The sequence below is a fragment of the Isoptericola sp. BMS4 genome (genome assembly GCF_011634835.1).
Lineage (GTDB): Bacteria > Actinomycetota > Actinomycetes > Actinomycetales > Cellulomonadaceae > Isoptericola.
Window position 1 is genome coordinate 624,416 of the sequence record NZ_SIRP01000001.1, and the last position, 22,574, is coordinate 646,989.

Genomic DNA, 22,574 nt, shown 5'->3' on the forward strand with positions numbered 1-22,574 from the left:
GCCGGTGCCGGCAATGTGCGTGGTGGTGGGCGCCGACGGCCGCGAGGCCCGGCGTCGCGTTGCTCGGCCGAGACAGGGGGACCATGAAGAAGCAGGTCAGATGGCGTGTCGGACGTGACGAGGACCCTCCGGCGGCCCGTCCCGCGACGTGCCCGTGGTGACGGCGGGTACCTCCGCCGGCTCGAACGTCGTCCCGATCCGTCGCTACGGTGTGACGGCAAGGCCCTCGCGGGCGATCGCCGGGGGGCGGGACGGAAGGACGAGCGTGGAGGACGCCGACGCGCGCGAGCGGCTGACACGGCTGTGGGTGGACCACCACGAACCGGTCGCGCGATTCGTGGCGCGCCGGGTCTCGCCTGGCCTCGTCGACGACGTCGTCTCGGAGACGTACCTGGTCGCCTGGCGGCGGCTCGACGACGTCCCCGAGAACGCGCGCCCGTGGCTGTTCGGCGTCGCCCGCAACGTGCTGGCCACGCACCTGCGCACGCACGGCCGGTGGCGTGCGCTCGGCGTCCGGCTGGAGCAGGAGCCGCAGCCCTCCCAGCAGGGCACCGACGACCAGGCCGCGGAGCGGGCGGACCTGCGTCGCGGCTGGGACCTCCTCAGCGACGCCGACCGTGAGGTGATCGCCCTCGTGGCCTGGGACGGCCTCACGGCGGTCGAGGCCGCCAGGGTCCTGGGCTGCCGCCCCTCGACGTTCTCCGTCCGCCTGACCCGCGCCCGCAAGCGCCTGCTCGCCTACTCCGGCCTGCCGCACGGGACGGCCGACGTGCTGCGCAACCTGCAGGAGGCACGATGAAGTCGCCGATGCTGCTCGACCTGTCCGAGCTCGACCCGGCCCGCGACCTGCGGTCCCCGGGCCACGAGGACGATCCCGCCCTGCGGGAGATCCTCGCGTCCGACCGCCGTGCGCCGGCACCCGTGGCGCCCCCGCGGCGGCCGGCCCGCCCCGTGGCGGTCGCCGGCGCCGCCGCCGCGGTGGTGGTCGCGGCCGTCGGCGGGGTGGTGCTGTCGCAGACGCTCGGGTCCGCGCCCGCGTACGCGTCGTGGACGGCGGTCCCGACCGTGCTGACCGGGCCCGAGGCCGCGGACCGAGCCTCCGCCTGCCCCGCGGTGGCGCAGGAGATCACGGGCACGGAGGACGCCGACGGGCCGACGGTCGAGGAGGTCCCCGTCGACCCCGTGCTGGCGGAGGCTCGCGGCGACTACACGTACGTGGTGCTCGCGGGGGATCACGCGTACGGCGACTGCTTCGTCACCGCCGCCCACGACGGGAGCCCCGACGACGTCGTGGCGTCCTCCGCCGTCGTCCCGGATGCCGTGACCGGTCGGGGCGCCGCACCCGGTGCGACGGACGTGCTCGTGCTGCAGGCCGGCACGGCGTCGTGGTCGCAGGGCAGCACCGGCGAGGGGGCGGTGACGTCGGCGTTCGGGCGTGCCGGGGCCGACGTGGTGGGCGTCGCCGGCGTGCTGGGCTCGGGCGAACGGGTCGAGGCGTCGGTCGAGGACGGCTGGTGGGCCCTGTGGGCCCCCGGCGCCGCGGCGTTCGACGGTCCGGCCGTGGTCACCTACGCCGACGGCACGACCGCCACCGTGTCCCTCGAACCGGCAGGGGCCGCGGGAGCCCCCTGACCCGGGTCAGGCGCCGCCGGGGGCGCCGGCCGGCAGCCGCAGCGTGAAGCGGCAGCCGCGCCGGCCCTCCGGCAGGTCCACGTTGCGGACCGTCACGTCGCCCCCGTGCGCCGTGGCGACCTCGCGCACGATCGACAGCCCGATCCCGGCGCCGCCCGGTGCCGCGTCGAGCGTGGGCGTCCGCGCGGCGGTGCCGCGCCAGCCGGTGTCGAACACCCGCGGGAGGTCCGCGTCGGGGATGCCGCCGCAGGTGTCGGTCACCTCGACGACCGCGCCCGGCCCGTCCTCGTCCACGGTGCCGTCCGAGAGGGACACCCGCACCCGGACCTCCGCCCCGGCCGGCGTGTGCCGCACGGCGTTCACGAGCAGGTTCCCCAGGGCGCGGGCCACGTCCTGCGCGTCGACCGCCACGACCACGGGCGCCCCGACCACGTCGCCGGCGACCCGGACCGCGTCTGCGTCGGCCAGCGGCTGGGCCGCGGCGAGCGCGTCCGAGACGAGGTCGCCCACGTCCGCCGGCTCGCGCCGCAGCTCGCGGGTGGGCGACTGCAGGCGGGACAGGGCGAGCAGGTCGTCCACCATCGCCGACATGCGGCGGTTCTCCGCGGCGATGCGCCCGACCGCCTCGCCCGGCTCCGCGACGCCGTCCTCCAGCGCCTCGGTGAGCGCCCGCACGGCGGCCAGGGGCGTGCGCAGGTCGTGGGAGACCCAGGCGACCATCTCGCGGCGCCGGGTCTCGACCGCCCGGTCCCGTTCCCGGGCGGCCAGCGCCGCCGCGTGGTCGGTGGTGAGCCGGTGGGTGCGCACGGCGAGCGCCAGCCCGACCGCGAGCGCCACCGGCACCGCCGCCAGCAGCAGCCAGAGCACGGTCGCCGAGTCGGCCTTCGACAGGAACATGGCCCGGGCGCTGGCGTACACGCCCGCGGCGACCGACGCCACGACCACGAGCGGGGCGAGCGCCGTCGCCGCCGCCGGCCGACGTCGTGCCAGGACCGCGACGCCGACGGCGCCCGCCGCCCCGACGAGGGCCGCCACGCCGGCGGACAGGGCGACGCCCTGGAGCACCGGGCTCACGGCGCCCCCGTCCCGGCGGGCTCCGGCCGCGTCGCGTCCCAGCGGTAGCCGACGCCGAACACGGTCACCAGACGGGACGGGCGGGACGGGTCCGCCTCGACCTTCTCGCGCAGCCGCCGCACGTGCACGGTCACCGTCGAGCGGTCGCCGTACTCCCAGCCCCAGACCTCCCGCAGCAGCGCCTCGCGGTCGTGCACCTGCCCGGGGTGCGCCAGGAACCAGTGCAGCAGGTGGAACTCCCGGACCGTCAGCGTCAGCTCGGCGCCGGCCCGGTGCACCCGGTGCGCCGCCGGGTCGAGGACCAGGTCGCCGTCGCGCAGCACCCCGCCCGTCCCCGGCGCGGCCCCGCCGTGCGTCCCGTCGCCCGCGGTCGGGGGAGCGCCCCGCCGGCGCAGGACGGCCCGCACCCGCAGCACCAGCTCGCGTGGGCTGAACGGCTTGGTCACGTAGTCGTCGGCCCCGACCTCGAGTCCGCCCACCCGGTCGTCCTCCTCACCGCGCGCGGTGAGCATCAGGACCGGCAGGTCGGGGCGGGTGGCGCGCAGCCGGCGGCACACCTCCATCCCGTCGATGCCGGGGAGCATCAGGTCGAGGACGACGGCGTCCGGCGGCCGGGAGCCCGCCGCGGCGAGCGCCGTGGCGCCGTCGGCGGCGTGCTCGGCCGTCATGCCGGCACGCTCGAGGTACGCCACCACCACGGACGCGACGGTGACGTCGTCGTCCACCACCAGGACCCGGGCCACCCGACCAGCGTAGGCGCGGCACCGGGCGCGCTCTGCACGCGCGGGGGCGCCGGGAACGGCCCGTCACCACCCCGTAAGCACGGGCAACGGCGGCGCCCCGTCAGCGCGGGCGACGGCGGCGCCCCGTCAGCACGGGCGACGGCGGCGCCCCGTCAGCACGGGTGACGGCGCCTCGGCGCCGGTCGTCAGTGGTCGTCGCCGTCGCAGGCGAGCCCGTTGCCGTTGGAGTCGAGCCCGGGCCGGTAGCCGGGGTGCCCCTGCTGGATCGGTGCGACACCGGCCTTCTCGGCGTCCTTGCAGTCCCAGTAGAACCAGGCGCTGTCCTGCTGCTGCTCCTGCTGCTCCTGGGCGGTCTGCTCCTGCTGCGTCTGCTGGTCGTCGAGCTGCTGCTGCAGGCTGGTGAGCTCGGACTCCTTGGCGGCGGCCTCCTCCTCCCGCGCCTTCAAGTCCTCCTCCCGCTTCTGGAGCTGGGTGCGCTGGTCGGCGATGTCCTGCTGGTCCTGGGCGGCCTGGTCGCTCAGCTGCTGGGCCTCCCGCAGGCTCCGCTGGGCGTCGGCGAGCGCCTGGGCGGCGTCGGAGCTGCGCATCGCCGACACGGTCACGCCGAGGACGACGCCGAGCGCGAGGCAGGCCGCGGCGACGCCTGCGACGAGCCCGTTGCCGGGACGACGGCGCCTCGGCCGGGCGCCGGAGGATCCTCCGGGCCCTGCAGCAGGCGGGGCGCCTGCAGCCGTGTGCCCGCCCGGTGCGGGACGGGCGTCCGCGCGGTCGCCGGTGCCGCTCGGGGAGGGCGCGGGGGCGGCCGGCGCTGCCGGAGCCGTCGGCGCGGGCGCCGCAGGCGCCGCGGGCGCGGCGGGGGCGGCGACGGGCACCGGCGCCATGACGCTGGTGGCCTCGACGGTGGACTCGGGCCGACGCGGGGCGGGAGCCTGCGGGGCGGTGGGTCGCGCCGGGGGCGCGGTGGAGGCGGCGGGCGTCCGTGCTGCGGGCGCCTGTGCTGGCGCGCCCGCGGACGTCGCGTCGTCGACCCAGTACTCCCACCCCGGGGGTGCGGGCGGCCACGCAGGGTCCGGGACCCACCCGGCGCCCGGGCGAAAGCCCGGGGGCACCTGCCACCCCGGTGGTGGGTTGAATCGCACAGCCATGACACTCCTCCGTCGTCCAGCGGCCCCACTATGGCGGATACCGGCGGCGCCGGTCCACGTCGCGCACCAGTCGGACACGGCTGGCGGCCCTGGTGGGCGCCTCCTGTCGGCGGCCGCTGGTAGACCGGTGGCATGCACGTCGTCACAGGCAGCCCGTCGTTCCCCGGCATCGCGGGAGCGCCGCTCGTGCACTCCGTGGGCGACGTGGTGCGCGCCGCGGAGTGCGAGCACGCCCTGCTGCGCCGTGCCGACGAGCTCGTGGGGCGGGCTCCGCGGCGCGAACGCCCCGCGGACGTGATGCTCGAGCGCACGGCCGCCCTCGGGGCGGCGCACCGCCGCCGGGCCCTGGACGCGTTCCGGGACCGGTTCGGCCCGGCGCCGGCCGACGGCGGTCCCGGGGGCGTCGTGGAGATCGAGGAGCCGCGGGCCACCACGGCCGACGAGCTCCTGGCCGCCCACGCCCGCACGCTGGCCGCTCTGGAGCGCGGCGCGGACGTCGTCGCGGGGGCCGTCCTCCTCGACGGGCGGTTCTCGGGCCGTGCCGACTTCCTCGTGCGCGCGGGCCGGGCGGGTGACTCCGGGACGGCCGCGTACGCGGTGTGGGAGGCGACGCTCGCGCGCCGGGCCAAGGTGCTGGCCCTGCTGCGTCTCGCGGCGCACGCCGAGCAGCTCACCGCCGTGGGCGTGGACCCGACGGGGCAGGGACACCTGCTCCTCGGCGCGCACGGCGAGGAGCCCGCGTCGTCGCACCACCCGCTCGCGGAGGTGCTGCCCGTCTACCGCGCCCGGCGCGACCGGATGCTGGAGGTGCTCGCCGAGCACCTCGCCGACGACGGGCCCGTCGCCTGGGGAGACCCCCGGTTCGTCGCCTGCGGGCGCCTCGGCGTGTGCGCCGACTGCGCGGCGTCCGCCGAGGAGCACCGCGACGTGCTGCTGGTCGGCGGCGTCTACGCCGGGCAGCGCGCCCGGCTCGCGGCCGCCGGCGTCACCACGATCGACGCGCTCGCGGCCGCGGAGGAGCCGCCCGCCGGGATCCCCGAGGGGGCGTTCGCGCGGTGGCACGACCAGGCCGCCCTGCAGCTCGGGACCGCGCCGGGCGACGGCCGGGTCCGGTACCGCACGGACGGACCCGACGGTCCCCGGGACGCCGAGCTGCGCTGGACCATGCCCGACCCCTCCGCCGTCGACCGGCTGCCCGCCCCGAGCCCGGGCGACGTGTTCTTCGACTTCGAGGGCGACCCCTGGTGGAGCGACCCCGAGGGCAGGGAGCCGCGCTCGGGCCACGGCCTGGACTACCTCTTCGGCTGGGTGACCCGCCCCGGAGTCGCCGACCCCGACGACGAGCTCGTCACCCCGCTCGGCGACGACCACCCCGACGACCGGACACCGCCGTTCCACGGGCTGTGGGCGGACACGCCGGAGGCCGAGCGCGACGCGCTCGTGGCGTTCGTCGACTGGCTGGCCGCCCGCCGCCGCCGCTGGCCCGACCTGCACGTGTACCACTACGCCGACTACGAGCGCGCCCACCTGCTGTCGATCGCGGCCCGCCACGGCACGTACGAGGACGAGGTCGACGACCTGCTGCGCGACGGCGTGCTCGTGGACCTGTGGAAGGTGGTGCGCCCCGCGCTGCGCATCTCGCACCGGTCCCGGTCCATCAAGAGGCTCGAGCCCCTCTACATGGGGGCGGAACCGGGCCGCGAGGGCGTCACCGACGGCGCCGCCTCGATCGTCGAGTACGCGGAGTACGCGGCCCTGCGCGCCTCCGGCGACCACGCCGGCGCGGACGCCCGCCAGGCGCAGATCCTCGCCTACAACCGGTACGACTGCGTCTCCACGCTGCGCCTGCTCGACTGGCTGCGCGAGGCCCGCGCCCAGGTCGGTGAGCCGGCGGCCCCGCCCGCGGAGACCGCCGCGCCGCGGCCGGACGAGCCGGCCGAGCCCACGCGCCGCCGCGTCGACACGGACCGCCGCCTCGCGCTCGAGGAGGACGTCCGGGCGGCGGTCGAGAGCGCCGGACCCGGCGCGGAGCCGGCGGCGGCCCGCGCCCTCGCGCTGCTCGGCGGGGCCGTCGGCTACTACCGGCGCGAGGCGAAGCCGTCCTGGCACGAGCACTTCGCCCGGCTCGAGTCGCCGCCCGACGAGTGGCCGGGACGCCGGTCGTCGATGGTGGTGGAGAAGGCCGAGGTCCGCCGCGACTGGGAGGTCGAGCCCGGGCGGACCGTCCCGGCCCGCGTCGTCGCCCTCGCCGGGCGGGCCGTCGAGGGGTCCGAGCTCGTCGACGGCGCGCCCGTCTGGCTGCTGTACGACGACCCCGTGCCGCCGAGCGTCGAGCCGCCCACGGGCCGGTCCGTGCGCGGCGCGCACGCCCGCGCGGGCATCGTGGGGACGACGCGGGACGACGCCACGCAGGAGCTCGTGGTGCGCGAGCAGCTGCGCCGCGGCGCGGAGCCGTACGACGCGCTGCCGGTGGGCGTCGCCGTGGACGCGCTGGTACCCACCGGCCCGCAGGAGCAGGCGGTCGAGGACGCGGCCGCCGCGGCGCTCGCGGCCTGGCGCGCGGACGGCGAGCTTCCCGCCGGCCCGGCGAACGACCTGCTGCGGCGCCGCCCGCCACGGCTGGTGCCCGAGCCGGCCGGGCCGGCGTCGCCGACGCTCCCGGAGCCGGTCCCGGGCCCCGACGGCGAGCCCGACCTCCCGCACGCGGTGCTCGCCGCGGTCCGGCGGCTCGACCGCTCGTACCTCGCCGTCCAGGGGCCGCCCGGCACGGGCAAGACGTCCCTCGCCGCGCGCGTCGTCGCCGACCTCGTCGCCGCGGGCTGGCGTGTCGGCGTGGTCGCGCAGTCCCACGCCGTGGTCGAGAACCTCCTCCACGCGGCGGTCCGCGCCGGGGTCGGCGTGGACAAGGTCGCGAAGAAGGCGCGCACCACCCCCCGCGCGGGGGCCGCGACGCCCGCCGCCACGGAGTGGCCGGAGGTGGGCGCCGAGGCGCTCGCGGACGTCGCCGCCTGGGCGGCGACGTCGGGCGACGGCTGCCTCGTCGGCGGGACGGCCTGGGACTTCGCGCACGCGCGGTGGCCGGAGGCCGGGCTCGACCTGCTCGTGGTCGACGAGGCGGGGCAGTTCTCCCTCGCCAACACCGTGGCCGTCGCGCGGGTCGCCTCCCGGCTCCTGCTGCTCGGGGACCCGCAGCAGCTCGGGCAGGTGAGCCGGGGCGCGCACCCCGACCCCGCTGTGGCGGGGTCGGCGCTGGGGTGGCTCACCGGGGAGGAGGACGTGCTGCCGGGCCGGTTCGGCTACTTCCTGCCCGCCTCGTACCGGATGCACCCGGCCCTGTGCCGCGAGGTCTCGCAGCTCGCCTACGACGGCCGGCTGCACGCCCACCCGCGGGCCGCGGCACGCCGTCTGGACGGCGTCGCGCCGGGGGCGCGGCAGGTGCTGGTGGAGCCGGACCCCGGCGGGTCGGCCGTCGCGTCTGCCGTAGAGGCGGCGGAGGTGGTGCGGCAGGTGCGGGCCGTCCTCGGGCGTCCCTGGCACCCCGGCGAGGGCCCGGCCCGGCCGCTGGCGCAGGACGACGTGCTCGTGGTCGCGGCCTACAACGCCCAGGTCCACCGGGTGCGGCAGGAGCTCGACGCGGCCGGGCTGCCCGAGGTTCCGGTCGGGACGGTGGACATGTTCCAGGGCCGCGAGGCCGTGGTCGTGATCCTCACGCTCGCGGCCGCCTCGCCCGAGCGCGCCCCCCGCGGCACGGGGTTCCTGCTGAACCGCAACCGCGTCAACGTCGCCGTCTCCCGGGCACGGTGGTCCGCCGTCGTCGTGCGGTCACCCCACCTCACCGAGCACCTGCCGCAGTCGGTGCGGCGGCTGCAGGAGCTCGGCGCCTTCCTCGCTCTCGGCGAGGCGAGCGGGTAACGGCCCGGTCAGAACCCGCCGACGTCGAACCCGCCGTCGCCGCCGAGGAAGTCCCCGAACCCGCCGCCGTCGTCCGGCGCGCCCGCCTCGGCGCTGCCGGCGTCCGCGCCGGTGTCCCCGCTGTCGGCGCCGGTGTCGGACGCGTCCCCGGCGAGGTCCTGCGTGGGATCGCCGAAGGCGGGGCCGAACAGGGCGTTGGCGACGGCCGAGCCGATGACGACGCCGGCGACGGTGCCGAGCAGGCTCGACCCGACCATCGACCCGAAGCCGGGGCCCCGCGCCGTGTCCTGCCGGAACGACCGCTCAAGGGTGCCGGGCTCGCGCATCTCCGCGCGGGTGGCCATCCGGGCCAGCGACCGCGGGTCGTCCGAGGTCGCGCGCTCGGCCGGGGGGACGCCCGCGCCGAGCTCGTCGAGCACCCGCCGGCGCTGCTCGGGCGTCAGGCGGGCGAACGCCTCGGCGTGCGCCTGCTCGACGGCGTCCGGCGGGGCCGTGCGCAGCAGGTAGCGGTAGCGCTCCACGGCGACCTCGTCGGGGTCGCGGCGTGCCGTGCCGCCGCCCGCCGTGCCGCCGCCCGACGCGCCGTAGCCCGGCGTGGCCGGGGGGCCGAAGGGCTCCTGCCCCGGCTCGGGGGCGTACCCGTACTTGTCCGGGGCCTCGCCCGTGTGCGGCGCGTGACCCGATCGTCCCGGGACGCCGTGGAAGGAACGCTCGTCCCGGGTCCTGCCCAGCAGCCTGTCGAGGAATCCCATACCGAGAGGAACGTCCGGGCCGCGGGCGGCGTTCCCGTGGCCGGTCCTGGCCGGTCCTGGCCGGGCCGCACCGAACCGAGCAGGGCCGGGCGCCGGCCCCGGGACGACGACGGCCCGCACCCCGCCGGAGCGGGATGCGGGCCGTGCGCTCACGCGGAGGGCCGAGTCACCTCGGCCCCGCGGAGGGTCAGAGCGGGCGGACGTTCTCCGCCTGCGGGCCCTTCGGGCCCTGCGTCACGTCGAACTCGACGCGCTGCTCCTCGTCGAGGCTGCGGTAGCCCTGCGACTGGATGGCGGAGAAGTGGACGAACACGTCGGCCGAGCCGTCCTCGGGAGCGATGAAGCCGTAGCCCTTCTCGCTGTTGAACCACTTCACGGTTCCGGAAGCCATGCGGTACTCCTTCAAGAGTGTCGACGATCCCGACCGTCGAGATCGCGCATCACGGTGAATCGTCGTCAACTCTTGAAACCAAGGTCCGCCGACCGGGCGCGCCCATCCTGATGACGCACCCGACTCGGCGCGAACCGCGAGCGGTCCGGATCGAGCGAGGCACTGCAACGAGGACAACGGTACGCGAGCGCGCGTGCCGGCACCAGTGGTCGACGACGGGAACATGATCGAATCCACCGTCCCGACCGTGACCCTCGACAACGGCGTCGAGATTCCGCAGGGAGGACTGGGCGCCTTCCCGGTCCCCGAGCATCGGCCCCGTCGAACATGTGGTTGGTCCGGGATTCGAGCCCCGGATCCCGGACCAACCACATGTTCGACACCTGACAAGGGCATGTTCGGCACCGAGCGGCTCTGCCCGGGGGGGGGCGACGCCTAGGGTGGTCGGGTGCACGACGCCGACACCTCCGCCGACATCTCCGCCGAGACCACCGACGCCCCGGCGGCGCCGCCGCTCGCCGACCGACGTCCGGCGACCCGCACGCACCACGGGGACGTCGTCACCGACGACTACGAGTGGCTGCGCGACGCGGACTCGCCCGACGTCCTGGACCACCTGCGGGCCGAGAACGCCTGGACGCGCTCGGAGCTCTCCCACCTCGCGCCGCTGCGCGAGGCCCTGTTCACGGAGACGAAGCAGCGCACCCAGGAGACGGACCTGTCGGTCCCCACACGCCTGGGCGGGGCCTGGTACTACTCCCGCACGCAGGAGGGCCGGCAGTACGCGGTCCACGCGCGCGTCCCGGCCGCGGCGGACGACGGGTGGACGCCGCCGGTCGTCGAGCCCGGGCGCGCCCCCGAGGGCGAGCAGGTGCTCCTCGACGAGAACGCGGAGGCGCTCGACCACGACTTCTTCGCCCTCGGGTCGTTCGACGTCTCCGCCGACGGCACCCGGCTGGCGTACGCCGTCGACACCACCGGCGACGAGCGGTACACGCTGCGGGTGCGCGACCTGACCACCGGTCAGGACCTCGACGACGAGATCCCGGACACCTTTCCCGGGGCGGTCATCACCCCGGACGGCGACCACCTCTTCTACCTCACGGTGGACGAGGCGTGGCGCCCGCACCAGGTGTGGCGCCACCGCGTGGGCACGCCGGCGAGCGAGGACGTCCTGGTGTTCTCGGAGCCGGACGAGCGGTTCTGGGTCGGCGTCGGGCTCACCCGCTCCCGCCGCTACCTGGTGATCGAGCTCGGGTCCAAGACCACGGGCGAGGCGTGGGTGCTGGAGGCGGACGAGCCGACGGGCCGGTTCCGCGTGGTGTGGGAGCGGCGTGACGGCGTGGAGTACACCGTCGAGCACGCGGCGCTGCCCACCGGCCGCGGGGACGCCACGCACGACGCGCTGCTGGTGCTGCACAACGACGGGGCGCGGAACTTCGAGCTCGCCGCGACGGACGTCCCGGCCCCGGGCGCCGGGCTGCTCGACCCCGCCACGGCCCGCGCCGTCGTCCCCCACGACCCGGCGGTCCGCCTCGACGGGGTGGACGCCTTCGCCGGTCACGTGGTGCTCAGCCTGCGGCGCGACGCGCTGCCGCGCGTCGCCGTCGTCGACCTCGCCGCGGTGGAGACGGGCTCGCCCTGGCCGCTCAGCGAGATCGACGTCGACGAGCCGCTGTTCGCCGTGACGCCCGACGCGAACCCCGACTGGGCGCAGCCTCTGTTGCGCGTGCGGCATACGTCGTTCGCCACGCCGACGACGGTGCTCGACGTCGACCTCGCCACCGGCGTGCGGCACGTGCGCAAGCGCCAGCCCGTGCTGGGCGGCTACGACCCTGCCGACTACGTGCAGCAGCGCGAGTGGGCGACGGCGGAGGACGGCACGCGGGTCCCGATCAGCCTGGTGTGGCGGCGCGACGCCGTCACGCTCGACGCGGCGGGCACGCGCGCCGAGCCCGCGCCCCTGGTGCTGTACGGGTACGGGGCGTACGAGACCAGCGTCGACCCCTACTTCTCCGTGCCGCGCCTCAGCCTGCTGGACCGCGGGGTCGTGTTCGCCGTCGCGCACGTGCGTGGCGGCGGGGAGCTCGGCCGGGCCTGGTACGACGGCGGCAAGCTCGCCGCCAAGCCGCACACGTTCACGGACTTCGTCGCCTGCGGCCGGCACCTCGTCGACGCGGGCTGGACGACGCCGCGGCGCATGGTGGCCGAGGGCGGCAGCGCGGGAGGCCTGCTCGTGGGGGCCGTGACGAACCTGGCGCCCGAGCTGTTCGCCGGCGTGCTCGCCGTCGTGCCGTTCGTGGACGCCCTCACGTCGATGCTCGACCCGTCCCTCCCGCTGACCGTCGTCGAGTGGGACGAGTGGGGAGACCCGCTGCACGACCCGGACGCGTACGCCCTGATGCGCTCGTACAGCCCGTACGAGAACGTGCCCGACGACGCCTCGGGCTACCCGCGGATCCTGGCGACCACGTCCCTGCACGACACGCGGGTGCTGTTCGTCGAGCCCGCGAAGTGGGTGGCGCGGCTGCGGGCCGCGGGCGCCCCGGCGCTGCTGAAGATCGAGATGTCGGCCGGGCACGGGGGCGTGTCCGGGCGGTACGCGCGGTGGGAGGAGATCGCGTTCGAGAACGCGTGGGCGCTCGACGTGCTCGGGCTGGGCGGCGCACCGGCCTGATCTCACCCCTCCGCCCGCCCGGCGCGCGCGTACCGTGGTGCACGGAGCGAGACGGTGGGCGACGACGACACGGCGGAGGCGCGCGCGGCGCACGCGGCCGGTGACTGGGCGGCGGCGCGGGCCGCCCTGGAGCGCGCGGCGGCGGCCGGCCCGTTGCCCGCCGAGGACCTGGCCAGGCTCGCGACGGCCCAGTGGTGGCTCGGCGACCAGGCCGCGTCGATGGCGACCGCGGAGGCGCTCTACCGGGCCCGGCTCGCCGCCGGCGCCGTGGAGGAGGCCGCGCTCGGCGCCGTCGAGCTGGCGCTCCTGTGGTTCGCGGCGGGGGACCTGGCGGTGGCCTCGGGCTGGCTCGGCCGGGCCCGCCGCCTGCGCGCCGGCCGCCCGCCGGCGCGTGTCGACGGGTACGTCGCGTACGTGGCGTTCGGGTACCGGCTCGAGGCCGACGGCGACCCGGACGCGGCCGCGCGGGCGTCGGACGAGCTCCGCGCGCTGGCCGGCAGGTTCGACGACGACCCGGCGCTCGGCTGCTTCGCCCTCGTGGCGGCGGGCCTGCGGGCCGCGAGCGACGGGGACGTCGAGGGCGGCTTCGACCTGCTCGACCAGGCGATGCTCCCTGTGGTCGCCGGCCAGGTCGGGCCGCTGTGGTCCGGCGACGTGTACTGCAGCGTCGTGCACCTGTGCGGCGAGCTCGCCGACCTGACCCGCATGCGGTCGTGGACGGACGCGATGGAGCGCTGGGCGTCGCCCCTGTCCCGCCACTTCATGTTCACGGGCGTCGCCCGGGTCCACCGCCTCCAGCTCCAGGCCGCCGAGGGTCGCTGGAGCGCCGTCGAGCAGGAGCTCGGCCCGCAGAGCGGGCGGCTGACCGGCGCGCACGGGTGGGTCGCGGGGGAGGGGTACCGCACCCTCGGCGACGTCCGGCGGCTGCGCGGCGACGTGCGCGGCGCCGAGGAGGCGTACACCCGGGCCCGCGATCTCGGCATCGACCCCCAGCCGGGAGCCGCGCTGCTCCTCGCCGCCGCCGGCCGGCCGGACGCCGCGATGACGGCGCTGCGGGCCGCGCTCTCCGCCGCGCGGCCGCTCGAGCGCAGCCGCGCCCTGCCCGCCGTCGTCGAGGTCGCGGTGGGGCTCGGGGACCTGCCGGCGGCCCGCGCGGCGGCCGCCGAGCTGGAGGACGTCGCCGCGGCCTTCCCCGGCCCTGGGCTGCGCGCCGCGGCCGACACCGCGGCCGCGCGCGTGCTCCTCGCGGACCGCTGCTGGGACGAGGCGTCGACGCGGCTCGCGCGCGCCGTGCGGACCTACCGGGCGCAGCGCTTCCGGTACGCGACCGCCCAGGTGCACGAGCTCACCGCGGCGGCGCTCCGGGGCCGCGGAGAGCACGACCGCGCCACCGCGGAGGAGGCGACGGCGCTCGCGGTGTACCGGGACCTCGGCGCCGGCCCGGACGCCGACCGGCTCGCCCGGGGCGCGGCGGCGCCGGGCGGGCTGACGGCGCGGGAGGCGGAGGTGTTGGCGTGCGCGGCGTCGGGCGCCAGCAACCGTGAGATCGCGGACACGCTGGTCATCAGCACCAAGACCGTGGGGCGGCACCTGGCGAACATCTACCTCAAGCTCGGTGTGACGTCCCGTACGGCCGCCGCCGGCTGGGCCCGCGACCACGGCGTCGCCCCGAGGGCCCCCGGACCCGGCACGCCTGCACCATCCGCCGCAGCGCTGTCGGGAAGGTTGCACGATCCGCCCGACGCCGCGCCGCCCCGGCGTCCGTAGCGTCGAGGGTGTCCCGGCGGACGCCGGGCACGAGGCGAAGGAGCCGGACATGAGTACCACCGCGACGGACGACTTGCTCGACCGTGTCGTGCAGATCCTCGACGACGGCGCGATCGCGCTGCTGGCCGGGGTGGGGCACGAGACGGGCCTGCTGGACACCCTCGGCGTGCTGCCGCCGTCGACCAGCGCGCAGGTGGCCGACGCCGCCGGCCTGGACGAGCGGTACGTGCGCGAGTGGCTCGGCGGGATGGTCACCGCCGGCCTGGTCGCCTACGACCCCGGGCCGGCGACGTACGTGCTGCGCGAGGCCGCGGCGCCCTACCTGACCGGGTCCGGCGTCGACAACCTGGCCCGCACGATGGCGCAGCTGACCCTGCTCGCGACCGCCGCGCCGAAGGTGGCCGAGTGCTTCCGGCGCGGCGGCGGGACCACGTACGCCGACTACCCCGGGTTCCACGCCGCGCAGGCGGCGGAGAGCGCCGCCGTCAACGACGTCGCGCTGATCGACACCGTCGTGCCGCTCACGGGGCTCGTGGAGCGTCTCGAGGACGGCCTCGACGTCGCCGACGTGGGCTGCGGGCAGGGGCACGCGATCAACCTCATGGCCCGGCGGTTCCCCGCGAGCCGGTTCACCGGCTACGACTTCTCGCCCGAGGCGATCGAGGCGGCGCGCGCCGAGGCGGCCGCCTGGGGGCTGACGAACGCGCGGTTCGCGGTGCACGACGTCGCGGAGCCGCTCCCGGAGGAGTACGACCTGGTGACCGCGTTCGACACGATCCACGACCAGGCGCACCCGGCGCGGGTGCTGGCCGGCGTCCACGCCGCGCTGCGGCCCGGCGGCACGTTCCTCATGGTCGACATCAAGGCGTCGAGCCGGCTGGAGCAGAACGTCGACCTGCCGTGGGCGAGCTTCCTGTACACGGTCTCGACGCTGCACTGCATGGCGGTCTCGCTCGGGCAGGGCGGCGAGGGCCTGGGCACGGTGTGGGGCGTGGAGCGTGCCACGCGGATGGTCCGGGAGGCGGGTTTCGTCGCCGTCGAGCCGAAGGAGCTCGCGGAGGACCCCTTCAACGTGTACGTCGTCGCGCGGGCGTAACCTGGGCCGGCCGTGCCCGCCCGAAGATGAACACCAGGTGAACAGTCCAGTAACAGTTCACCGGGACGTCGCACAACGGTAGGAATCTCTCAGGCGCGCGCCCCACCATGGTCGTCGTGACCGAGACGATCCTCCTCGCGCTCGTCGTCGTGACGGCGCTGGCCTTCGACTTCACGAACGGCTTCCACGACACGGGCAACGCGATGGCCACGTCCATCGCCACACGGGCCCTCCGGCCCCGGACGGCGGTCGCCCTGTCCGCGGTGCTCAACCTCGTCGGCGCGTTCCTCTCCCTCGCCGTCGCCGCGACGATCGCCAAGGGGATCGTCGACGCCGGGGTCATCACGCTGCCGGTGGTACTGGCGGGCCTCGTCGGCGGCATCGTGTGGAATCTCGTCACCTGGCTGTTCGGCATCCCGTCGAGCTCCTCGCACGCCCTGGTCGGCGGGATGGTCGGCGCGGTGCTGGCCGCCGTCGGTACCTCGGGCGTGCTGTGGACGGGCGTGGTGTCGAAGGTGCTGGTCCCCGCGCTGCTGGCGCCGGTCGTCGCGATCGTCGTCGCGTCGGCGGGCACCTGGCTGGTCGCCCGCCTCACCCGCGGGGTGCCGCAGGACGTGACCAGCCGCGGCTTCCGGTGGGGCCAGATCGGGTCGGCCTCGCTCGTGTCGCTGGCGCACGGCACCAACGACGCGCAGAAGTCGATGGGCATCATCCTGCTCGCCCTCATCGCGGGCGGTGCCGTCCCCGCCGACTCCGGGGTGCCGTTCTGGGTGATCCTCAGCTGCGCGCTCGCGATGGCGGTCGGCACCTACCTGGGCGGCTGGCGCGTCATCCGCACGCTCGGCAAGGGCCTGGTGGAGATCGACTCGCGGCAGGGCATGGCGGCGGAGACGTCGTCCGCGGCGGTCATCCTGCTGTCCAGCCACTTCGGCTTCTCCCTGTCCACGACGCACGTCGCGACCGGGTCCGTGCTCGGCTCCGGCGTCGGCATGCCCGGGGCCAAGGTCCGGTGGGGCGTCGCCGGCCGCATGTTCGTCGCGTGGGCGGTCACCCTCCCGGCGGCGGGCCTGGTCGGCGCGCTGTGCCACTGGCTCGAGTCCGGCATCGGCGGCACGGCGGGCACGCTCGTGGTCTTCGGGGTGCTGATCGCCACGTCGGCCGCCATCTGGATGGCCTCGCGCCGCAAGCCGGTGAACCACACCAACGTCAACGACTCCTGGGACGGCGACGCGGCGCCCTCCGCGGAGGACACGAACCGTCAGGCGGTGCACGCATGAGCTCCTTCATCGAGTGGGGCGCCCTGGGCCAGGTGCTGGTCGTCGGGCTGCTCGTCGGCGCGGGCATCCCCGCCCTCTTCGCCCTGGGCCTGCGCCTCCTGGCGGGCACGACGACGGAGGGCGGCGCCCCGGTGGCCGGGCCGACGCCGGAGAGCGACGAGGCCGACGCGGCGCGGCGCGGGCCCGTGGCGATCGCCCGGCCGACGCCGGCGCGGCTCGCCGGGGCGGTCGCCTGCCTGGGTGTCGTGGTCGGCGCGATCGCGTTCGGTCTGGTCTTCCTGGTCTCCGGCGGCCACTGACCGAACGAAACCAGGGCTCAGGGCAGCAGGCCGCGGCTCCTCGCCAGCGCCGCCTCCGCGCGACGCGTCTCGCGCTCGGCGCAGGCGTCGACGGCCGCCGCGGTGCCGCCGTCGCGCAGGGCCGTGAGCGTTCCGCTCAGGGTGTCGGCGTCGTGCACGGTGCCGAGCGCCGACTGCAGCCTCTTCATCCGCGACGCGGTGCGCGCCGACCGTCGCGACCGCCGTCCGCTCCCGAACGACGCGAGCACATCGCCCGTGTAGCGCGCCCGGCGGGCCGCCTTGCGCAGCCGGTGCACCTCGTGGGGCGCGGGCCGCGCGGCCTCGGTGGCCGCGGCGACAGGTGCGGCCCGGCGTCGCGCCCGCCGAACCGCCCGCCCGAGCGCGGGCTGCAGGACGTCGCGGGCCGGGCTCGCGGCCCGGTCGGTCAGGGGTGGCCCCGCCGCGAGGGCCCGCAGCCGCCGCACGAGGTCCGCGTGCGCGGGCGCGTCGAGCGCGGCCACGAGCCGCGCCCGGGCCGCCGCGTGCCGTCGCCGCAGCGCGTCGTCGAGCGTGACGAGCCCCGACCGCACGGCCGCGGACGCCGGGGCGAGCTCGTCCGCGAGCTCGGCCAGCCGTGCCTGCTGCACCTCCGCGTCCCGCACGTCGCCGAGCACCCGGGCGTACGCCGCGAGGTCCGCGGCCAGGGCGCGGGGCGCGAGCGGGCCGTCCGCGGCGAGGCAGTCCCGGTGCACGCGCAGCAGGGTGCGCAGCCGCCGCACCGCGACCCGTTGGCGGTGCACGGCGTCGGGCGTGTCGCGGCGCACGGCGTCCCGCGCGCCGACGACCACGTCCACCTGGGCGCGGATCGTGGCGCTGAGCACGTCGCCGGCCGAACGGGTCATGCTCGATGCTGCCTCGCGCGGCCGCCGCTCGCCGCGCGGGCCGGTCGTCAGGAGCGGCGGGCCGCCAGTGCCAGGGTCCTGCCCTGCAGCACGAAGCTGCCGCCGGCGGAGTCGATCGCCGCACCGAGCCGGTCGAGCAGCCTCTCCAGGGTGTCGGCGGGGAGGCGCGTCGCGAGCCCCGTCGTCGGGACCTGGTCCAGCCACTCCCGCCGGGTGTAGGTGCGCTCCCAGTCGATGCTCAGCTCCCGCGGCTCGGCGAAGCGCCCGCTGCGCCGGATCCCGTCCGCGGCCCGGGCGACGAGGCCCCGGTAGCCCTCGCGGGCGCCCCCGGTCATGCCCGCGGCCATCGGCGAGTCGGGGACGACCTCCTGGAACGCGGCGGCGAAGGCCGCCGCGAGCGCGTGCGGCGGGTCGCCCGCGTTCCAGAAGACGGTGAGCGTCCCGCCGGGCTCCAGTGCGTCGGCCGCGCGGGCGGCGCCCTCGTCGGCGTCGACCCAGTGCCAGGTCTGCCCGGCGGTGATGCCGTCGGCGGTGCGGCCGGCCCGGTCCCACTCCTCGAAGCGGGCGATCTCGACCGGGGTGCCGTCGCGCCGCGCGACCTCGGCCATGCGGTCGTCGACGTCCACGCCGAGCACGTCGCACCCGGCCGCCCGGAGCTGCCGCGCGACGATGCCGGTGCCCACCCCGACGTCGAGGACGAGCGGCCGTGGGCGCGTGGTGACGTCGCGGGCGGCTCCCGCCACGTGCTCGATCAGGGCGTCGGGGTAGCGGGGGCGGGCACGGTCGTAGCGGTCGGCGTCGGTGCCGAACGACGACGCGACGTCCCGGGCGCGGGCGGGGTCGGTGGTCATGGAGTCAGCGAACGCCACGCCTGTCGCCCCGGTCAACGGCGTTCGCCGTGGGCCGAGAGGTCGGGACGCTCAGCCCTGGCGCTTGGCCTCGACGACGCGGCGGGCGGACTCGTCGACCTTCGCGGCGAACTCGGGGTCGTCGCGGGCCTCGGCCACCAGCGCGTCCGCCATCGCCGGGGCGACGGACGGGTCGGCGGAGGCGAGCACCAGGTCCACCCCGGCGTCCACGGCGCGCACGGCGCGCTGTCCGGGCGTCCAGTCCTGGGCCTGGGCCGCCGCCGACAGGTCGTCGGTGATGACGACGCCGTCGAAGCCCAGGTCGTCGCGCAGCAGGTCGCCGACCACGGCGCGGGAGAAGACGGCGGGCGCGTCGGGGTCGATCTTGTCGTACACGGCGGACGACACCATGACGTAGCGCGCCCCGGCGTCGATCCCCTTCGCAAACACCTCCACGGACGCGGCGTCGGGGCCCGTGCGCGTGTCGGTGACGCCCGCGTCGGTGTCGGTGTTCCGCGTGACGCGGCCGAGGCCCGGGAAGTGCTTGATCACGGGCTCGACGCCCGCGGCCCGCATGCCCGCCGAGAAGGCGTTGGCCGACCGGGTCACGGAGGAGGGCGTGAAGCCGTAGCTCCGGTCGAAGTGCCCGATGGGGGCGTTGCCCTCGGCCTCGTCGGCGTCGACGAGGTCCATCACGGGCGCGAGGTTGAGGTTGATGCCCGCGGCGGCGAGCTCGTCACCCCAGCCCTCGGCCCGCTCACGGAGGGTGGCCGCGGGCCACTCGGCCTGCTCGGTGGCGCGGGGGATGTCGGAGAACCCGGGCCCGCGCAGCACCTGCACGAGCCCGCCCTCCTGGTCCGTGGCCACGAGCATCGGCGTGCCGTGCGTCGTGCGGCGGCCGGCGAGGTCCGTGTACTCCTCGACGAGGTCACGGGTGGCGTCGACGCCTGCCTCGCTGCGCCCGTGCAGGAACACGTTCCCCACGTGGTGCTCGGTCACCGCGTCGGCCGAGACCTGCGCCGGCGAGTCCACCGCGACGCCGACCATCACGAGCTGGCCGACCTTCTGCTCCAGCGACCAGCCGGCGAGGATGTCGGTCCCGCCGCCGGGCCCGTCGTCCTCGCCCGGTGCGTCGTTCGACGCCGTCGGGCCGGGCGTCGGGCCGGACGACGTCGGGCTCGAGGTGGGGCTCGACGGTGCGCCCGTCGTGGCCGGCGCGCCGGTCCCGGTGGCGGAGGGGGAGGCCGCAGCGCTCCCCGAGGCCCCGGTGCCCGCGGGGGTGGGGGCGGGCTCGTCGCCGGCCGGTCCGCATCCTGCCAGCAGCCCGACGGCGAGCGCCCCGGCGCCCAGGACCGCGGACGTGCGGGCGCGTGTTCCCCTCATCCGCGCCCGTTCCGGGGCGCGCGGTCCCGGTGGGCGAGGGTGGCGAGGGCCTCCGTCCAGTGCCGCTCCGACCGGGCGGCGTGCTCCGCGGTGTCGACGTTGCGCTGCTCCACCGTGACGAGCGTGCCGGCGTCGTCCGGGTCCAGCGTGATCCGAATGTCGTGGTAGTTCGCCGGGTCGTCGTCGAGGTCGCTCAGCGGGGAGTAGTGGGTGAAGTGCAGCAGCCGCGGGCGCTCGACGGCGATCACCTCGCCCTTGTCGGCGAACTCGCGACCGAAGAAGTGGCCCTCGAAGGTGATCGGGCTGCCCGGCCGGTAGTCGGTCTCGATGTTGGCGCCGAGCATCCACTTGGCGCCGGGGTGGGTGAGCTCGGCCCACACTCGCTCCGGCGGCTCGGCGATGTGCACCGAGGCCGTGGCCTCGTGCTCGGTCCAGGCGTGCTCGGCCGTCATCTCGGTCCCCTCCGTCGGGCTCGTCGGTCCAGCACGACCATAGTCCCGTGCGCGCCCTCGGCCGGCACCGTGGGCGGGTCAGGCCGACAGCTGCCGGACCTGCGTGAGCGCGTCGTCGACGGACTGCGCGGGGTCGGTGATCGGGGCCTGGACCTGGCGCACCACGCCGGCCCGTCGTCCTCGGCCTCAGCCCGGTGCGGCGGCTGCGCGACCTCGGCGATCACGACGCCGCGGTCCCGGTCCCGCCCGCGGTCCGCGGGTGAAATCCTCACGACCGCGGCCCGGGATGCTGCGCCCGCCCCCGCCCGCCCGGTACGTTCCGCCGGGGCATCGCGCCCTCCCGCACCGGCGACGACACCGCGCCGGCGACGACACAAGGAGCAGCAACCGTGAGCGACACGACCCCGAGCCCCGAGGACCCCCAGCAGCCGCAGGGCCAGCAGCCGGCGTCCCCGCAGCAGCCTCAGCAGCCGCCGTACCCCCAGCAGCCGCAGGGCCAGCAGCCCTACGGGCAGCCGTACGCCCCGCAGCCGCCGGTGTCGCCGTCGGACGAGCGCACGTGGTCGATCATCGCGCACGTGGGCGGGATCGTGACCGGCTTCCTCGCCCCGCTCATCATCTGGCTCGTGTACAAGGACCGCAGCCCGCGTCTCGACGACCAGGGCAAGCAGGCGCTGAACTTCCAGCTCACCGTGCTCATCGCCTACGTCGTGGGCGGGATCCTCACCGTGATCCTCATCGGCGGGCTGATCGCGTTCGCGGCCTGGGTCTGCGCGATCGTCTTCGGCATCATGGGCGCCGTCGCCTCCTCGCGCGACGAGTGGTACCGCTACCCGATCGCGATCCCGTTCATCAAGTGAGCGGGTCGGCGCCCGCCGCGGCGACGAACGCGTCGACCGTCTCCGGCGCGGTGTCCCACGCGCACATGAGCCGCACCTCGACGCGGTCCGCCGTCTCCCCGTCGGCCCAGTCGTAGAAGCGGGCGACGGCGCGCAGCCGGTCCGCCGTGGGGCGAGGCATCGTCGCGAAGACGGCGTTCGCCTCGGTGGGCCGCGTGACGCGGACGCCGTCGGCCCGGCCGCCGACGTCCCGCAGCCCGGCGGCGAGCCGCGCGGCCATGGCGTTCGCGTGCGCGGCGTTGCGCCACCACAGCGGGGCCTCGTCGCCGGGCCCGTGCGCGACCGTCGTGCCGGGATCGCCGAGCAGCGCGAGCAGCTGCGCGGAGACGAACCGCGTCTTGGAAGCGAGCTGCATCGTCGCCTTGCGCAGGTACGGCACGGAGGCGGCCACCGCCTCCCGGGCGCGGGCCGCCGCGGCGTCCGGGGCGTCGTCCGGCCCGAGGACGAGCACGGCCTCGCCCAGCATCCCCCCATTCTTCGCGGCGCCCAGGGAGACGACGTCGATGCCGGCGTCCGTGGTCAGGGTGCGCAGCGAGCAGCCGAGCGTCGCGGCGGCGTTCGCGAGCCGCGACCCGTCCACGTGCACCGCCATGCCCAGGTCGTGCGCCACGTGCACGAGGGCGCGCAGGTCGTCGAGGGCGTACACCGTGCCCAGCTCGGTGGACTGCGTCAGCGACAGCACCGCCGGGTGCGCGCGGTGCACGTCGTCGCGCTGCCCGGCCCACCGGGCGACGTCGTCGGGCGTGATCCGCCCGTCCACCGAGGCGCAGGGCAGCAGCTTGAGCCCGCCCACCCGCTCCGGGGCGCCGTTCTCGTCCGTGTTGGCGTGCGCGACGTCCGCCACGACGACGCCGCCCCAGCGCGGCGACAGCGCCGTCAGCGACACGACGTTCGCGCCCGTGCCGTTGAGCACCGGGAACGCGAGCGCTCCCGCGCCGAACACCTCGCGGACCCGCAGGTCCAGCCGCGCCGTCCACGGGTCCGCCCCGTACGCGCCGGCGTACCCGTCGTTCGCCGCCGCGACCGCGGCGAGCACGTCCGGGTGCGCGGGGGCGTAGTTGTCGGAGGCCAGCGGGGGAAGCTGCGGGGGCGTCGTCACGGGGCCAGGTTAGAGGTTGCGCGGGTCGGCGCTGCCGGTCCGCGCGACCTGTCAGGCGTGAACCCGATGTGTGGAGCTCGTGGGTGTCCGAGACCACTTCCGGAGACGGAACGGTATCGATGCCCCGAGCGTCATATCCTCGGGGAGCGGATCGTCGGGACCCTCGTCGCGCCGCCCGGGCCGCGGACCGTGGCCCCGACCGTCTTGTCGTCGTGCCGGCAGTCCCCGTGCCCGGTCGTCTGGAGCT

At 76.7% G+C, this 22,574-nt stretch carries 19 protein-coding genes; 9 read left to right on the forward strand and 10 right to left on the reverse strand.

Annotation, left to right across the window (positions count from 1 at the left end):
• Window positions 1-265: 265 nt before the first annotated feature.
• Window positions 266-799 (forward strand): RNA polymerase sigma factor, encoded by a 534-nt coding sequence (locus tag EYB28_RS02760; RefSeq protein ID WP_166844647.1) that lies wholly within the window; start codon window positions 266-268, stop codon window positions 797-799.
• The gene (locus EYB28_RS02765; RefSeq protein WP_166844649.1) at window positions 796-1,632 is read left to right on the forward strand and encodes a hypothetical protein; all 837 of its coding nucleotides are present in this window, start codon (window positions 796-798) and stop codon (window positions 1,630-1,632) included. Before EYB28_RS02760 ends, EYB28_RS02765 begins: the two co-directional genes overlap by 4 nt.
• Window positions 1,633-1,638: 6 nt before the next feature.
• Here the strand turns inward: EYB28_RS02765 and EYB28_RS20520 are convergent, their stop codons facing one another.
• The 3 genes from EYB28_RS20520 to EYB28_RS02780 all read right to left on the reverse strand — a co-directional run bounded on the left by EYB28_RS20520 (window position 1,639) and on the right by EYB28_RS02780 (window position 4,594).
• Window positions 1,639-2,706, reverse strand: a complete 1,068-nt coding sequence (locus tag EYB28_RS20520; RefSeq protein ID WP_205710823.1) for a cell wall metabolism sensor histidine kinase WalK — start codon at window positions 2,704-2,706, stop codon at window positions 1,639-1,641.
• Window positions 2,703-3,449, reverse strand: coding sequence for a response regulator transcription factor (locus EYB28_RS02775; RefSeq protein WP_166844651.1), 747 nt, complete (start codon window positions 3,447-3,449; stop codon window positions 2,703-2,705). Before EYB28_RS02775 ends, EYB28_RS20520 begins: the two co-directional genes overlap by 4 nt.
• A 185-nt stretch (window positions 3,450-3,634) precedes the next feature.
• Entirely contained in the window at window positions 3,635-4,594 is a 960-nt protein-coding gene (locus EYB28_RS02780) for an excalibur calcium-binding domain-containing protein (protein ID WP_166844653.1), read from the reverse strand.
• A 132-nt stretch (window positions 4,595-4,726) separates the two neighbouring features.
• Between EYB28_RS02780 and EYB28_RS02785 the strand changes: the two genes are divergently transcribed.
• Window positions 4,727-8,506, forward strand: coding sequence for a TM0106 family RecB-like putative nuclease (locus tag EYB28_RS02785; RefSeq protein ID WP_166844655.1), 3,780 nt, complete (start codon window positions 4,727-4,729; stop codon window positions 8,504-8,506).
• Window positions 8,507-8,514: 8 nt separating this feature from the next.
• Here EYB28_RS02785 and EYB28_RS02790 read toward each other — a convergent pair whose 3' ends face one another.
• Both EYB28_RS02790 and EYB28_RS02795 read right to left on the reverse strand, forming a co-directional pair.
• Window positions 8,515-9,258 carry a hypothetical protein gene (locus tag EYB28_RS02790; RefSeq protein ID WP_166844657.1) on the reverse strand — a complete coding sequence of 248 codons (744 nt, stop codon included), beginning with the start codon at window positions 9,256-9,258 and terminating at the stop codon, window positions 8,515-8,517.
• Window positions 9,259-9,445: 187 nt separating this feature from the next.
• Window positions 9,446-9,649 carry a cold-shock protein gene (locus tag EYB28_RS02795; RefSeq protein WP_166844659.1) on the reverse strand — a complete coding sequence of 68 codons (204 nt, stop codon included), beginning with the start codon at window positions 9,647-9,649 and terminating at the stop codon, window positions 9,446-9,448.
• 448 nt (window positions 9,650-10,097) lie between these two features.
• Here EYB28_RS02795 and EYB28_RS02800 point away from each other — a divergent pair, with 448 nt between their 5' ends.
• From EYB28_RS02800 to EYB28_RS02820, 5 genes are all read left to right on the forward strand, one after another.
• Complete coding sequence (locus EYB28_RS02800; RefSeq protein ID WP_166844661.1) at window positions 10,098-12,326, forward strand: S9 family peptidase; 2,229 nt, start codon at window positions 10,098-10,100, stop codon at window positions 12,324-12,326.
• Window positions 12,327-12,380: 54 nt separating this feature from the next.
• A complete protein-coding gene (locus tag EYB28_RS02805) occupies window positions 12,381-14,093 on the forward strand; it encodes a helix-turn-helix transcriptional regulator (protein ID WP_166844664.1) in 1,713 nt (570 codons plus the stop codon).
• A 49-nt stretch (window positions 14,094-14,142) separates the two neighbouring features.
• Window positions 14,143-15,189, forward strand: a complete 1,047-nt coding sequence (locus tag EYB28_RS02810; protein WP_166844666.1) for a class I SAM-dependent methyltransferase — start codon at window positions 14,143-14,145, stop codon at window positions 15,187-15,189.
• A 107-nt stretch (window positions 15,190-15,296) separates the two neighbouring features.
• Window positions 15,297-16,466 (forward strand): inorganic phosphate transporter, encoded by a 1,170-nt coding sequence (locus tag EYB28_RS02815; protein WP_166844668.1) that lies wholly within the window; start codon window positions 15,297-15,299, stop codon window positions 16,464-16,466.
• Window positions 16,463-16,765, forward strand: a complete 303-nt coding sequence (locus tag EYB28_RS02820; RefSeq protein ID WP_166844670.1) for a hypothetical protein — start codon at window positions 16,463-16,465, stop codon at window positions 16,763-16,765. The genes EYB28_RS02815 and EYB28_RS02820 overlap by 4 nt, the downstream gene beginning before the upstream one ends.
• Before the next feature lie 17 nt (window positions 16,766-16,782).
• Here EYB28_RS02820 and EYB28_RS02825 read toward each other — a convergent pair whose 3' ends face one another.
• The 4 genes from EYB28_RS02825 to EYB28_RS02840 all read right to left on the reverse strand — a co-directional run bounded on the left by EYB28_RS02825 (window position 16,783) and on the right by EYB28_RS02840 (window position 20,329).
• Entirely contained in the window at window positions 16,783-17,646 is an 864-nt protein-coding gene (locus EYB28_RS02825; RefSeq protein ID WP_166844672.1) for a CHAD domain-containing protein, read from the reverse strand.
• Between the two features lie 47 nt (window positions 17,647-17,693).
• A complete protein-coding gene (locus EYB28_RS02830; RefSeq protein WP_166844673.1) occupies window positions 17,694-18,497 on the reverse strand; it encodes a bifunctional 2-polyprenyl-6-hydroxyphenol methylase/3-demethylubiquinol 3-O-methyltransferase UbiG in 804 nt (267 codons plus the stop codon).
• A gap of 69 nt (window positions 18,498-18,566) precedes the next feature.
• A complete protein-coding gene (locus EYB28_RS02835; protein WP_166844675.1) occupies window positions 18,567-19,877 on the reverse strand; it encodes a glycoside hydrolase family 3 protein in 1,311 nt (436 codons plus the stop codon).
• Window positions 19,874-20,329: an SRPBCC domain-containing protein gene (locus EYB28_RS02840; protein WP_166844677.1), complete on the reverse strand. Its 456-nt coding sequence runs from the start codon at window positions 20,327-20,329 to the stop codon at window positions 19,874-19,876. The genes EYB28_RS02835 and EYB28_RS02840 overlap by 4 nt, the downstream gene beginning before the upstream one ends.
• A 389-nt stretch (window positions 20,330-20,718) precedes the next feature.
• Here EYB28_RS02840 and EYB28_RS02845 point away from each other — a divergent pair, with 389 nt between their 5' ends.
• On the forward strand, window positions 20,719-21,189 hold the full coding sequence (locus EYB28_RS02845; protein WP_166844679.1) for a DUF4870 domain-containing protein: 471 nt from the start codon (window positions 20,719-20,721) through the stop codon (window positions 21,187-21,189).
• On the opposite strand, the gene EYB28_RS02850 is transcribed toward EYB28_RS02845, so the two are convergent.
• Window positions 21,182-22,327 (reverse strand): low specificity L-threonine aldolase, encoded by a 1,146-nt coding sequence (locus EYB28_RS02850; RefSeq protein WP_166844681.1) that lies wholly within the window; start codon window positions 22,325-22,327, stop codon window positions 21,182-21,184. The two genes, EYB28_RS02845 and EYB28_RS02850, sit on opposite strands and share 8 nt — an antisense overlap.
• Window positions 22,328-22,574 lie beyond the last annotated feature (247 nt).

Excerpts from the sequence above, each read along its gene's own strand:
- EYB28_RS02765 (WP_166844649.1), top strand. The coding sequence starts at position 796 with ATGAAGTCGCCGATGCTGCTCGACCTGTCCGAGCTCGACCCGGCCCGC.
- EYB28_RS02780 (WP_166844653.1), bottom strand. The coding sequence starts at position 4,594 with ATGGCTGTGCGATTCAACCCACCACCGGGGTGGCAGGTGCCCCCGGGC.
- EYB28_RS02785 (WP_166844655.1), top strand. The coding sequence starts at position 4,727 with ATGCACGTCGTCACAGGCAGCCCGTCGTTCCCCGGCATCGCGGGAGCG.
- EYB28_RS02790 (WP_166844657.1), bottom strand. The coding sequence starts at position 9,258 with ATGGGATTCCTCGACAGGCTGCTGGGCAGGACCCGGGACGAGCGTTCC.
- EYB28_RS02795 (WP_166844659.1), bottom strand. The coding sequence starts at position 9,649 with ATGGCTTCCGGAACCGTGAAGTGGTTCAACAGCGAGAAGGGCTACGGC.
- EYB28_RS02810 (WP_166844666.1), top strand. The coding sequence starts at position 14,143 with ATGAGTACCACCGCGACGGACGACTTGCTCGACCGTGTCGTGCAGATC.
- EYB28_RS02815 (WP_166844668.1), top strand. The coding sequence starts at position 15,297 with ATGGTCGTCGTGACCGAGACGATCCTCCTCGCGCTCGTCGTCGTGACG.
- EYB28_RS02820 (WP_166844670.1), top strand. The coding sequence starts at position 16,463 with ATGAGCTCCTTCATCGAGTGGGGCGCCCTGGGCCAGGTGCTGGTCGTC.
- EYB28_RS02825 (WP_166844672.1), bottom strand. The coding sequence starts at position 17,646 with ATGACCCGTTCGGCCGGCGACGTGCTCAGCGCCACGATCCGCGCCCAG.
- EYB28_RS02830 (WP_166844673.1), bottom strand. The coding sequence starts at position 18,497 with ATGACCACCGACCCCGCCCGCGCCCGGGACGTCGCGTCGTCGTTCGGC.
- EYB28_RS02835 (WP_166844675.1), bottom strand. The coding sequence starts at position 19,877 with ATGAGGGGAACACGCGCCCGCACGTCCGCGGTCCTGGGCGCCGGGGCG.
- EYB28_RS02840 (WP_166844677.1), bottom strand. The coding sequence starts at position 20,329 with ATGACGGCCGAGCACGCCTGGACCGAGCACGAGGCCACGGCCTCGGTG.